At 35.5% G+C, this 12,683-nt stretch carries 11 protein-coding genes, 1 pseudogene and 1 riboswitch; of the genes and pseudogenes, 8 read left to right on the top strand and 4 right to left on the bottom strand.

What is annotated here, in order from left to right; all coding sequences use genetic code 11:
- Positions 1-91 precede the first annotated feature (91 nt).
- A complete protein-coding gene (locus tag LRP84_RS19355) occupies positions 92-1,561 on the bottom strand; it encodes an amino acid permease (RefSeq protein ID WP_230576570.1) in 1,470 nt (489 codons plus the stop codon).
- Between the two features lie 107 nt (positions 1,562-1,668).
- A riboswitch (Lysine riboswitch) is annotated at positions 1,669-1,862 on the bottom strand.
- Between the two features lie 305 nt (positions 1,863-2,167).
- Entirely contained in the window at positions 2,168-3,067 is a 900-nt protein-coding gene (locus LRP84_RS19360) for a sulfite exporter TauE/SafE family protein (protein WP_230576571.1), read from the bottom strand.
- Positions 3,068-3,430: 363 nt separating this feature from the next.
- Here LRP84_RS19360 and LRP84_RS19365 point away from each other — a divergent pair, with 363 nt between their 5' ends.
- Positions 3,431-4,234, top strand: coding sequence for a VOC family protein (locus LRP84_RS19365; protein WP_230576572.1), 804 nt, complete (start codon positions 3,431-3,433; stop codon positions 4,232-4,234).
- Positions 4,235-4,849: 615 nt separating this feature from the next.
- On the opposite strand, the gene pdxR is transcribed toward LRP84_RS19365, so the two are convergent.
- Positions 4,850-6,295: a MocR-like pyridoxine biosynthesis transcription factor PdxR gene (gene pdxR / locus LRP84_RS19370; RefSeq protein WP_230576573.1), complete on the bottom strand. Its 1,446-nt coding sequence runs from the start codon at positions 6,293-6,295 to the stop codon at positions 4,850-4,852.
- Positions 6,296-6,421: 126 nt separating this feature from the next.
- Here pdxR and LRP84_RS19375 point away from each other — a divergent pair, with 126 nt between their 5' ends.
- Positions 6,422-7,333, top strand: coding sequence for a DMT family transporter (locus tag LRP84_RS19375; RefSeq protein WP_230576574.1), 912 nt, complete (start codon positions 6,422-6,424; stop codon positions 7,331-7,333).
- Between the two features lie 31 nt (positions 7,334-7,364).
- Here LRP84_RS19375 and LRP84_RS19380 read toward each other — a convergent pair.
- Positions 7,365-7,816: pseudogene (locus LRP84_RS19380) on the bottom strand (NUDIX domain-containing protein).
- Between the two features lie 145 nt (positions 7,817-7,961).
- Here LRP84_RS19380 and LRP84_RS19385 point away from each other — a divergent pair.
- The 6 genes from LRP84_RS19385 to LRP84_RS19410 all read left to right on the top strand — a co-directional run bounded on the left by LRP84_RS19385 (position 7,962) and on the right by LRP84_RS19410 (position 12,658).
- The gene (locus LRP84_RS19385) at positions 7,962-8,432 is read left to right on the top strand and encodes a GNAT family N-acetyltransferase (protein ID WP_230576575.1); all 471 of its coding nucleotides are present in this window, start codon (positions 7,962-7,964) and stop codon (positions 8,430-8,432) included.
- A 275-nt stretch (positions 8,433-8,707) separates the two neighbouring features.
- Positions 8,708-9,586, top strand: coding sequence for an AraC family transcriptional regulator (locus LRP84_RS19390; protein ID WP_230576576.1), 879 nt, complete (start codon positions 8,708-8,710; stop codon positions 9,584-9,586).
- A gap of 382 nt (positions 9,587-9,968) precedes the next feature.
- Positions 9,969-10,610 (top strand): FMN-dependent NADH-azoreductase, encoded by a 642-nt coding sequence (locus tag LRP84_RS19395; protein WP_230576577.1) that lies wholly within the window; start codon positions 9,969-9,971, stop codon positions 10,608-10,610.
- Between the two features lie 77 nt (positions 10,611-10,687).
- On the top strand, positions 10,688-11,152 hold the full coding sequence (locus LRP84_RS19400; protein ID WP_230576578.1) for an NUDIX hydrolase: 465 nt from the start codon (positions 10,688-10,690) through the stop codon (positions 11,150-11,152).
- A gap of 403 nt (positions 11,153-11,555) precedes the next feature.
- On the top strand, positions 11,556-11,984 hold the full coding sequence (locus LRP84_RS19405) for a MarR family winged helix-turn-helix transcriptional regulator (RefSeq protein ID WP_230576579.1): 429 nt from the start codon (positions 11,556-11,558) through the stop codon (positions 11,982-11,984).
- Between the two features lie 35 nt (positions 11,985-12,019).
- Complete coding sequence (locus tag LRP84_RS19410; protein WP_230576580.1) at positions 12,020-12,658, top strand: nitroreductase family protein; 639 nt, start codon at positions 12,020-12,022, stop codon at positions 12,656-12,658.
- Positions 12,659-12,683: the final 25 nt, after the last annotated feature.

A 12,683-nucleotide genomic window follows, 5' to 3' on the forward strand; every position in this document is an offset into this window, starting at 1 on the left:
CATATTATACATGACTAATATGTGTTCTCCTTTATTTTTAGGGATTTTTATAATTTAGGTCTTGATAATAAATTTTGATAGGTTGTTATTTTTAAAGCTCACATTTATCTAATGGAATAACTTTTGTTTTCTTTGTAAATTTATAACCTAACCAAAGTATTAAGAAAAGAGGTAAACCAATATATGAAACGAGTACACCGTTCCAATCAATAGATTTTCCCATAAATGCACCGTAGTTTTGACCGAGAATAACGATTAAACATAATACAAATGCAAAGATTGGACCGAATGGGAACCATTTTGCTTTATATGGTAAGTCATTTAAGTCTTTTCCTTGTGCAGTGTATGCCTTGCGGAAACGGTAGTGACTAATTGCAATTCCGATCCAAGCGATGAAGCCTGACATACCAGAAGCATTTAAGAGCCATACATAGACCACACCATCACCGAAAAAAGAAGCTAAGAAAGCAACACATCCAACTAATGATGTTGCAATCAATGCATTTACAGGTATGCCACGACTATTTAGTTTTCCTAAAAATTTAGGTGCTTTACCTTGGTTTGCTAAATCCCAAAGCATACGTGCTGATGCATACATACCAGAGTTACCAGCAGACAGAACAGCTGTTAAAATAACGGCGTTCATTACTGATGCCGCAAAGGCAACACCTGCTTTCTCGAATACAAGTGTAAATGGACTTACTGTTACATCACTTGCTGCAAGGCTTTTGTCTGTATATGGAATGAGTAAACCAATTACAAGAATTGCTAAAATATAGAACAGTAGAATTCGCCAAAAGATGCTGCGAATTGCTTTTGGAATATTGCGTTGTGGATCTTCAGTTTCGCCAGCCGCAACTCCTAATAATTCTGTTCCTTGGAATGAGAATCCAGCTGCCATAAATACACCAATGATTGCCATGAAGCCTCCGTTAAACGGTGCATCTGCAACTGTGAAGTTTTTGAAACCAACAGGCTCTCCGCCCATAATACCGAAAATCATAAGAAAACCGACAATTAAAAAGGCGATAACAGTTACAACCTTAATAAGTGCAAACCAATATTCAGCTTCCCCAAACCCTTTTACAGACATATAATTTAAAAGAAACATAATAGCTAAACAAATAGCACTCCAAATAAGGGAAGGTGTATTTGGGAACCAAAACTTCATAATTAATGTAACTGCAGAGAGTTCAGCAGCAATCGTGATGGCCCAGTTATACCAGTAGTTCCAACCTAATGCAAATCCAAGAGCTGGATCGACAAATCTTGTTGCGTAGGTGCTAAATGATCCTGCTACAGGCATGTACGATGCTAATTCTGCTAAACTTGTCATTAAAAAATATACCATAATACCAATTGCAGCATAGGCGACGAGAGCACCGCCAGGACCAGCTGTGTGGACAACACCACCGCTTGCTAGGAATAAACCTGTTCCAATTGTACCACCAAGTGAAATCATTGTAAGATGGCGAGATTTCAATCCGCGCCTTAGTTCGCCATTTGTTTGTGCAGATTGATTTGTAGATGTAGAGGTAACTTTTGTAGTTGCGCTATTCATTTTCAACACTCCTTTTCTTGTAAGATAGGAAGGAGCGGGGGGAATAAAAAAAACCGCCAAAGGACTTTAGCGGAGCATTTCAAAAATAGCCACCCCATCATACCTTCCGTTAAGATAGCGCCCCACGTTTACACGGTAATTTTGTAAACGTGACAGTTCTGTTCCTATTCGAAAACAGCCCCAGCAAATACTTCCAGAGAAGAAGTATACACTTCGGCAGCTTTTCCTTTCATTCGGAGTTATTGACGTTCTCTGCGTCTCGTCCGGATTACTAATAAAAGCCGCAACCTCTACCTCATCGGATTGATGAGGATTTTTCTATTACTATGATTTTTAATATATCGCAATTGTAATGATTTTCTGCGAATATTGCAAGGATTTTTTGTAGAAAAAAAGCGAAAAAAGAATGGCTATTTTAGAAAAGCGCTTTCAAAATTCATCCCGATCCTAAAAAATATGTAATAAGAAACCTCTTGATGAAAAAGGTTATACTATAGTTTCGCATTGTGTTTCAAAAAATCCTTTAAAATTTACAGAAAATTGAGACAAATAAATTTCGACAAAATATATTGTAGAGGAGGAGACTAAAAGAAAACAAGCTTCCCTTTATGGGGAAACTTGTTTTTGTTTGTTATATACAATTTTTTTGTTTGCCTGTTGTGATTGATTACGAGTCGTAATAATCAGTGCAATTGTAACGACAAGACCTGTCACAATGTAAGCAAGAAATATTATATTTTGATTTACTTTAAAAATTGTTAATAGCGTACGGATATTGGTGAAAATAATAAGTCCTCCGACAAGTACTCCAAGTAAATGAGAAGGAACAATTCGTACTAGCCACGCAGCAATTGGTGCTGCAATGATACCACCAAGCATAAGAGCAAACACCCAAAACCAACTGACTTGTTCCCAACCAAGAGAAATGAAAAATCCAAGTGTGGCAGCTAATGAAACAGGAAATTCACTCGTATCTACAGAACCGACAACTTTTCTTGCTTCATTACCGCGTGCAAGTAAAACAGGAGTAGTAATGGGGCCCCAACCGCCACCGCCTGTTGAATCTACAAAACCTGCAAAAAGGCCAAGTGGAATTAACTGCTTACCAGACAGGCGTTTATTATTTATTTGAACAACTTGTTTTTGTAAAATAAATCTTAATAAGATATATACACCTAATACGAATAAAAATACTGAAATATACGGTTTAATTAAATTTCCTGGTAAGTTACTTAAAAAGCAAGCACCTACAAAAGCGCCAATTGCCCCTGGTAATGTCAGTCTTGAAACGGTATATTTATCGACATTTCCAAATCGGATATGTGAAATACCAGATGCGGCAGTTGTAACAACTTCGGCTAAATGAACAGATGCTGAAGCAACAGCTGGTGCAATTCCAAACATGAGTAGTAATGAGGAAGATGTTACCCCATAAGCCATTCCTAAAGCTCCATCAATGAGTTGAGCAAAAAAACCAATAATAGCAAAGACAATTAATTTTTGCATGTCTAATACCTCCGTTTAAAATAAAGTGAAACCTCTATCAGTGGGGACTTCATCTCCTACTAATGGTTAGTTGAACCAATCGGGCACATGCCAGCAATTATCTCCCACCTATCTCCTTTGACTTCTCAAAATCTTAATGTGGGGGTCTTACTGCCCAAAAGTAGCAGATAAAATAAAAAAGGCTCCTTTCTCTAGCGAGAAAAGAGCCTTTGGTTTTCCAATCAGCTTTATCATATTCTAATTTTTTTCATTATAATACACATTAATCATATAAATCAACTATGTTTTAAATAAAATTTCGAATTGCAAGAAATGATTGAAAAGTAATACACTAAAAAAGAAAAAAGTTAGGATGGTGAGGAGATGTTACAGTTTGATCATCTTGTTCACGTAATTCAATGCTCTCCAGCTGAAGCAATAAAACAAATGCAGATACTCGGATTTCATACAGTTCAAGGAGGAGAGCATACGAATTGGGGAACATATAATAGCTTATGTTATTTTGATTTGGCATATATTGAGTTTTTAGCAGTTCAGAACAAAGAAGCTGCAAACAGAGCAGAGAACCCTCTCATTCAGCAAACTGTTCGTAAGTTGCAAATGGGGGAAGGGATGCTTCAAATTGCACTGCGTACAGAACATATAGAAAAACTTGCTAAGAGATTCTTGGAAAAGGGATTTCATATAAGTGGTCCGCTGGAGGGAAAACGTTTAAGAGATGATGGAACTCTATTAAGCTGGAAAATGCTATTTATTGAGCAGGAAGATGATGGCCCTAGATTTCCGTTTTTTATTGAATGGGGTGAATCGGATGAAAAAAGAAGAGCAGATTTACAGAAAAAAGGAGTGATTTCATTTCATGACAATAATGTAACTGGAATGAAAAAGGTATTCTATGCTGTTAATAATGTAAATGAAACAAGCAAACTATGGGAAGAGTTATTGCAAATAGAAATGAGTACACCAAAAATAGATAAGGAGTGGAATGCGGTATTTCAAAGTTTTTCTCTTGGAAAAATAACAATTCAATTTTGTGAACCGATAGAGAATGGTGTAGTTCAGAATCAATTAAAGAATTACGGCGAGGTCCCATTTGCTGTAGAGTTTCAAGGAGACAAGGAGAATACGAGTGTATATCATATATGGAATGGTATGTATATATTTTAGGGGGAATCAAGGTGAACGAAGTAATATTTTTGAAAGTAATACACGCTCTATGCTGCAATGATTTTTCCAGCTGCTATTGTATGGTTTTATAAAATGACGCCGTTTGAATATGATTTTAGATGAGCATGATAAATTTAATTCGTTGGTATGTATCATTCAAAGACATGATTGTAATCTAAATGGTAAGTAAATTAAAAATACATAATGACATACATAGATTTATAATCATTAAGACTTTATTTATAGGTGCGTGTAGTTTAGTTTAATAACTCAGAAGTACAGAAACGATTTGTTGCTGTATTTCTGAGTTATTATATTATCTCCAGATAGGCCAACCGTGGTAAAGATGTGGAGTATGGATTAGGCAATTTTTCATACAACCTGAAAAGCAATTATTGTTTGCTGGTGACGGAAGTTGAAGGCAATAGTTACATTCGTGAGTGCATAACTGCATAACACTATAAGTGTGATCAGGATATGGTCTCAAATGAAATCTCTCCTAAGTTTAATATTACAGCATATTCTATTCTGGAAAGGGACAAAAGGTAGATTGTCCTATATAAATTAGATGCATTTAATTGCTAGTATTTGGTTAGAGAGATGTTAGAAATAGCTTCATGTATGAGAAAACTTAATCGCCTGTTGTAGACGAGAGACTCCCTCAGCAATGTGGTTTATATTTACTTTTCCATATGATAGACGAATATAACCATCTTTTGCGCCAAAAATACTGCCGGGCATAAAGGCCACTTGTTGTTTTAAACTTTGCATAATAAGTTGTTTCTCTTGAATAGGTTGTTTTAATTTTCCCCATATGTAAATTCCGCCTGTTGGTATAGAAAATGAGAGTTCTTTCTGAAGTGAGCGTTGCAATGCGTCTGCTAATATATTTCTTTTTTGTAGTAATTCATAGCGTAACTGTTGTAAATGTGTTTCAAACGGAACTGTTTCAAAAAATTGTTGCATAAGCCATTGCGGAAAAATACTTAAACCTAATTCCATTTGATGCCGTGCGTCTGATAATCGTTCAACAACGGACTGTGGTGCAACGAGCCAGCCGATTCGTAATCCTGGTGCTATCATTTTAGACAGAGAATGAACATAAATGACTGTTCCGTTTGTATCGATTGATTTTAAAGTTGAACATGTTTGTTCTTTATTTTCTAATGTTAATAAGCTAGAAGGATCATCTTCAACAATTGGAATTCGTAAATCAGCACATAAAGATAGAAGTGTTTCTCTTCTTTTTGGATGAAGGAGTGTCCCTGTTGGATTTTGATAATTGGGATTTAAAAAAATCATTTTAATCCGGTGCTTTCGATAAAGTTCGTGTACATCGTCTGGATGAATGCCATGTTCATCAACAGGTAATTGGAAAATACGAATGCCTGCCGATTGGAAAAGAGGCAAGGAATAGCAATGCGACGGACTTTCAAATGCTACTGCATCGCCTTGATTTAATAAACATTGCACAATAAGGTGCAGTGCTTGCTGCGCACCGGAAGTAATCATAATCGATTGTTCAGTTGCATCAATTTGTAAATGCTCCTTCATATATTTAGCTACAATTTTTCGTAAAGGAAGGTAGCCTTGTGGATGATCATAGCTTAATGATTGTGTTAACGGTTGTTCGCGTAAAATTGCTTGTAATTGCTGATGCGGAAACAAATCACATCCAAGTTCACCGTTTGCAAAATCAATGATATTTTCATTTTGTTGCACTTGCTCACGAATGTAGCGAAGGAGTGGTAAGTTAGGCAAAAATGTCCCACCTTCCACAAAACCGCTCCAATTCGGTGCGAATTTCGGCGATACACCCCACATCTGTGTACTGACCCTTGTTCCTTTTCCAGTTGTACTTTCAACAATTCCCATTGCACGTAGTTCATTATAGGCTGTTGTAATTGTACTTCGATTTACTTGAAGCTGCTCTGCTAGCTTGCGCTCTGAAGGGAGAAAACTTCCTGGTGGAAGCTCTCCGTACATAATACGCCTTTCAATATAATCAACAACTTGTTGATAGATCGGGATTTTACTATCTAAATCTAACTTCCATTTCATTTGTAACGTCTCCTTGTTCCTTCATTATCACCATTATAGCAAATTGGCTGGGTGAAAAAACAGCCAATTGGACGGTGTTACATTGGGCCAATTTTACTATGCTAAATGAGGGAAGGGGAGATTTGGATGAAACGAAGGCAAATGGAATGGCTCCTGATGTCAGTTGCTTTAGTATGGGGAGCAAACTATACGATAGGAAAATACGGAGTGACATATATGTCATCCATTCAATTTAATAGTATGCGCTTTTTAGTTGCATCTCCAATTTTGTTGCTTATTACCTTTATTATGGAACGTTCATTACGTATTGAGAGAAAAGACTGGCTGAGACTTCTGGTGGTTGGTATTGTTGGGACAACTTTATATCAAACGCTGTTTATGCTTTCAGTAAAATATACATCTGCAACAAACGCTTCATTATTGATTGCAATGTCACCAATCTTTACGGGGATTTTAGCTGTATTGCATAAACAAGAACGTTTTTCTCTGAAAATACAAATCGGGTCTATGCTTTCTTTTGGCGGGGCAGCGCTTGTGCTATTAACAGGGCATACGAATCAATCTACATATGAATACGCATGGATTGGAAATATAATTGGATTGGTTGCGTCGATTGCATGGGGCTGGTATCCGATTCTTGCTCAGCCGCTTATTAAGAAATATTCTGCGATGCGAGTAACTGCTTGGTCAACGTTATTAGGAATTGTTCCGCTTGTTTTATACTGCTTTATAAATGTAGACTCCTTAACATGGCCGACGGATATGCTGAGTTGGGGATCGTTAGGGTATTCGATTGTATTTGCAACGATTTTTGGACTTGCAATGTGGTACGTTGGAATTAGTAAAATTGGTTCAACAAAAGTAATGGTTTATATGTATCTTGTTCCATTATTTGCAGTGATTTTTGCAGCTGTAACGATAGGAGAACAGGTAAATATCATGCAATTGTTTGGTGGGCTTGTTATTTTCGCTGGGTTATACGTTGTGAAAAAAGGAACAGTGAAAAAGCCAGCGCTCAATTTAAAAAATGTAAGTTAGTATGAAAATGACCACGTCCTGAGAGGAGTGGTCATTTTTGTTTGCATAATAAGATTGCTTGCTTCACAGCCCATTTTTGATGATCGTGAACAAACAATTGCTATGCTTCAGACGAAGAAATCCAATGTAAAATGTAATCATCTTCTATAGGAACATGATGTTCTCGCACTTTACTACATATGTAAAAATGACCATCATTTAGATAGTATACATTTTCTTTTTCTGTATAAAAGTAGCGCTCAGTATTTCCGATATAGTGGTGCACCTCAATTTTTCAGCCTAATTCCTCTAATAATTCACGGTGTAAGTACGCTTCTTTTGTTTCATCATTTTCTATGCCGCCGCCAGGTAAAAAATATCTTACTCCTTTTTGGATAATGGCTATTTTACTCGTACCTTCTTTAAAAATAATGGCATAAGAGCTTGGGTGGAGGTGTATTCTATATGCTGCTTTTTATCCCCAAAAGAAGGTTTCATTTGCACATCTTTCACCTAATTTCATTTTCTTTAAATGTATTCTCGCACATAGTAATACGAATCTTCAAAAATGAATTTCTAAGTTATAAAGGAAAGTGCACCTCAATGGCTAATAACATACATATAAATGAGAAGTGAGGGAACATGACATATGCATATTAGAAAAGTTAAGCCTGAAGATTATATTACAATTCATTCTGTTATTAATGACTGGTGGGGCGGGAGACAGATGGCAGATATGCTGCCAAAGCTCTTTTTTGTTCATTTTCAAGAAACGAGTTTTATTATTGAAAAGGATAATGAAATTGCAGGATTTTTATGTGGCTTTTTTTCGCAAACTTTTGCAGATGAAGCATACGTTCATTTCATCGGTGTGAATCCAAAATATAGAAGACAAGGGATTGCGTCAGCACTTTATTACTCCTTTTTTGATGCCGTTCGGTCCAAGGGTCGTCATGTTGTAAAAGCAGTAACATCTCCTGTTAATCAAAAGTCCATTCAATTTCATCGTGATGTAGGGTTTGATATTGAAAAAGGAGATAGTGAAATAGAGGGGATATCTGTACATACAAATTATGATGGACAGGGTGGAAGTCGAGTGTTATTTATAAAACATTTATAAATGATGTAAGCAGCAAAACAATATAAAATTGTTTTGCTGCTTTTTAATTAAAAATATATACTTTTGTTTTTTCTTAAGAGATGCTGTTTAATAAGAGGTTATTTGTAATTTGAAAATAAAGTTTGCTCATTTTGAACCTCTTTTTACATTAAAATACCTACTTTAAGCGTATGTAATACTTTAATTCATTTTATAACCCGTCTAAAATGAACATAAAATATCGGGTTCCTCTTTTATTTGAATGATAATCTATTAATGAAAGGGAGGTCATGCAAATGGATTTACTAAAAAATATGAATAAAGCGTTAGCTCATATTGAAGAAAACCTTGAACATGAAATAGATTATAAAAAAATTGCGAGCATTGCCCATTGTTCAGAGTACCATTTTAGAAAAATGTTTTCTTTTCTAGCTGGAATAACTTTAGCAGAATACATTCGGCGTAGACGTTTAACTAATGCGGGTTTTGAGTTAAGTTCTCAGAACGTCAAAGTTATAGATATAGCTCTAAAATATGGCTATCAATCTCCAGATTCGTTTACGAAGGCATTTTATAAATTGCATGGTTTAACGCCTTCAGAAGTAAGACAGCGTGGACATTCGTTAAAGGCATTTCCGCGTATGACTTTCCAATTAACGATTCAAGGAGGAGTAGAAATGAATTATCGTATAGAGGATAAAAAGGCTTTTACACTTGTAGGAGTCAAAAAAAGAGTTCCTATTGTGTTTAAAGGTGAGAATACTGCTATTACAGCAATGTGGGCGGAATTAGACTTTGAAAAGATTAAACAATTAAAACAACTTTCAAACACAGAACCGAAAGGACTCATTAGTGCATCGTTTAATTTTTCTGAAGAACGTATGGAAGAAAAAGGAGAACTCGATCACTTAATAGGTGTCGCTACAACCTCTAAAGAAATGCTTCATTTTGAGACACTAGAAGTTATAGCGGCAACTTGGGCTATTTTTAAAATTGAAGGAAAGTTTCCAGAAGACACTCAAAATATATGGGGGCGAATTTATTCTGAATGGTTTCCTTCTTCTAACTATGAAGCAGTGAATGGTCCAGAATTGTTATGGACTGAAGGTAAAGATACTTCCGCACCTAACTTCAAAAGTGAAATATGGATTCCTGTGAAAAAAAGAAAAGCATAAACGCTATTAAATAAAAAGTGGGTACTAATGTTTGTAGTAACCCACTTTTTTTATATAATCGTACTTTCCTTAAAAATCTTGCTTCGTTAGTTCAAACAGAAAAACAGAAATGTCTATTCAAATCAAAATAAAATATTTCAGTTTATCGTTTTTATAAACGGTTTAACTTTTTGGCAAAGCAACAGTATTTATGATAACACTTGCAAAACATAATATCGGTGTAGTCCGAAGTAGAATTTGAGTGAATAATCGTACTTTTGCGGTATGCGTCATGATAAGTTAAAGAGGATTCTTTCGAACAGATACAAAATTTTTAATAAAAATCAATATAAAAGGCAATATAAGGAGGGTTGAATTTATATTTCGAAAGGAAGGATAGCAATTGAGTAAAGTTCTATACATTACCGCAAATCCGAAACCAACTGATCAATCATATGGACTTTCAGTTGGACAAGCTTTTTTAGAAGCATATCGTCACGAGGCTCCGGATGATGAAATTATTGATCTTGATTTGTACAAAACCAATATTCCATATATTGATGCAGATGTACTTAATGGATGGGGAAAGCTACAAAAAGGGACAGCGTTTGAAAATCTTTCTGCAGAAGAGCAAAGTAAGATCGCTGCAATTAATAAATTAACGGATCAGTTTGTAGAAGCGGATAACTATATATTTGTAACACCGATGTGGAATTTTAGCTTTCCACCGCTTATGAAAGCATACATTGATACAATTTGTATTGCAGGAAAAACATTTAAGTATACAGAAGAAGGTCCTGTTGGCTTGTTATCTGGTAGAAGGGCCGTTCATATTCAAGCGCGCGGTGGTATTTATTCAGAAGGACCGGCAATAGAAAAGGAGTTTGGAGATCGTTATCTTCGGGCGATTATGAGCTTTGTTGGAATTGAAGATGTACAATCTATTATAGTAGAAGGTATGAATCAAATGCCGGATGAGGCAGAGAGCATTAAAGAAAAAGCAATGGCACACGCGAGAGAAGTTGCGAAAGGTTTTTTTGAATAATTAGAAAAAAACCCACAAATTTCTTATAATGGAATTTGTGGGTTTTTATTTATCAGATAAGTGTGGGGGGAATCGGGATGGATATTGTTTTTACAGAGGGCGGGAAGCGTTTTAATTATCGCGTAGCAGCTGTATGTATAGAGAATGGAAATGTTCTTCTTCATCGCGGGAAGGGAGATAACTTTTGGTGTCTACCTGGCGGACGAGTTCAAATGCTTGAAAGTAGTGAATCTGCTCTTAACAGAGAGCTGAAAGAAGAATTAGAAGTGGATGCAAATGTAAAACGATTAATGTGGATTGTTGAGAAGTTTTTTACTTATGATAATTATGAGTTTCATGAAATAGGCTTTTATTATGAAACGCATTTAGAAGGTTGTGTTATTCCAAAAACAGGTTCTTTTATAAGAAAAGATGGCGGACGAGAATTTGAGTTTCAATGGGTTCCACTAGAGGAGATCAATCACTTTAATACGAAGCCTGCCTTTTTAAAAACAAAGTTAGATCATTTACCGCAGTGTGTAGAACATATTGTGACAAATTAAAAGAAAGGCGGCTCTGTACCGTTAAGGTTATGTATAATTTCAAACAAAAAGAGACTGTCCCAAAAGGCACATACGTGCATTTTGGGGCAGTCTCTTTTTGTGAAATCCTATCTTTTAAAAATTGGATATAAGTCAGAGGAGAATAAGAAGAGTGTATTATTGTTTTGTCTAGCATAAAAGACATCCGATTCTAAACTGTACATGTGGAAATATAGTTGAATAATAATTCTGGTGAGCAGAGGGGATAGTAAATATAATTTTGAGCAGGAGAGGGGATAACTGCCCATTAAAAAGAGGATAAAAACAAAATTATTGCTTTTTAAATGAAATTCATGTATATTGTTTGATACATCAATTATTGATATATCAACTTTTTGGACAGCCTAAAAAAAGGGGTGGTAATTTGAGCGATTCATGTTCAAAGGAAGCAATTATTTTATATAAATTACATTTCCTCAATAAAAACATTAGTTCGAAATTCGAAGGTTGTACGGGGATTAGCCAGTCTAGACTTGAACTTTTACATCAACTTTATCTAGTAGATGAAATGAGTCAAAAAGCACTTCAAAAAGAAATCAAAATTGACAATGCAGCAATTACCCGGCATTTAAAGCAACTTGAAGCTAACGAAATGATTACAAGACGTAAAAATCCAAATGATAATCGAATAACCCTTGTTAGTTTAACAGATGCTGGTCGGAATAAAATTCACTCCTTTCAAGAGGAAAAAGAGCGATTTGCCACTTCTGTGTTAAAGGATTTTAACGAAGAAGAACGTGATGAGCTTCTAAATATGTTAAATCGCATTCAAAAAAATATAAAAGAATTCTAATGTAACCATTAGACAGAAAAAGGGAGAATTCATCTATGATTAACATACAAAAAACAAATAATTTTACAGAAATTATCACAGGTCGTCGTTCTATTCGAAAGTACGACCCGTCTGTAAAAATTAGTAAAGAAGAAATGACAGAGATCCTTACAGAAGCAACACTTGCACCATCTTCTGTAAATATGCAGCCATGGCGCTTTTTAGTAATTGATAGTGCTGAAGGAAAAGCAAAGCTTGCGCCACTTGCTAAATTTAATCAACTTCAAGTAGAAACATCAGCAGCAATGATTGCTGTTTTTGGTGATTTGAATAATTTCGAAAATGCCGAAGAAATTTACGGTAAAGCAGTTGAACTTGGATATATGCCTTCAGAAGTAAAAGAAAGTCAAATGGAGAAGCTTGCAGCTTATTTCTCAACAGTTTCTCCGGAAGTAATGAAAGACACAGTTTTAATTGATGGTGGTCTTATAGCGATGCAATTTATGCTTACAGCTCGTGCTCACGGATACGATACATGTCCAATTGGTGGGTATGAAAAAGATAAAATTGCAGAAGCGTTTGGTTTAGATAAAGAGCGTTATGTACCAATTATGTTAATTTCAATTGGGAAAGCAGCTGACAGTGGCTACAAATCAGTTCGCCTTCCAATTGATAAAATCGCTCAATGGAAGTAATTGTATAAGAGCACAAGGTTTCATA

Origin of the sequence: Bacillus rhizoplanae, from assembly GCF_917563915.1 — a bacterium.
Lineage (GTDB): Bacteria > Bacillota > Bacilli > Bacillales > Bacillaceae_G > Bacillus_A > Bacillus_A rhizoplanae.

What these genes read in the sequence shown, in the direction of transcription:
- LRP84_RS19360 (WP_230576571.1), bottom strand. Translation starts at nt 3,067, where the DNA reads ATGCAAAAATTAATTGTCTTTGCTATTATTGGTTTTTTTGCTCAACTC.
- pdxR (WP_230576573.1), bottom strand. Translation starts at nt 6,295, where the DNA reads ATGAAATGGAAGTTAGATTTAGATAGTAAAATCCCGATCTATCAACAA.
- LRP84_RS19410 (WP_230576580.1), top strand. Translation starts at nt 12,020, where the DNA reads ATGATTAACATACAAAAAACAAATAATTTTACAGAAATTATCACAGGT.
- LRP84_RS19400 (WP_230576578.1), top strand. Translation starts at nt 10,688, where the DNA reads ATGGATATTGTTTTTACAGAGGGCGGGAAGCGTTTTAATTATCGCGTA.
- LRP84_RS19355 (WP_230576570.1), bottom strand. Translation starts at nt 1,561, where the DNA reads ATGAATAGCGCAACTACAAAAGTTACCTCTACATCTACAAATCAATCT.
- LRP84_RS19365 (WP_230576572.1), top strand. Translation starts at nt 3,431, where the DNA reads ATGTTACAGTTTGATCATCTTGTTCACGTAATTCAATGCTCTCCAGCT.
- LRP84_RS19385 (WP_230576575.1), top strand. Translation starts at nt 7,962, where the DNA reads ATGCATATTAGAAAAGTTAAGCCTGAAGATTATATTACAATTCATTCT.
- LRP84_RS19375 (WP_230576574.1), top strand. Translation starts at nt 6,422, where the DNA reads ATGAAACGAAGGCAAATGGAATGGCTCCTGATGTCAGTTGCTTTAGTA.
- LRP84_RS19390 (WP_230576576.1), top strand. Translation starts at nt 8,708, where the DNA reads ATGGATTTACTAAAAAATATGAATAAAGCGTTAGCTCATATTGAAGAA.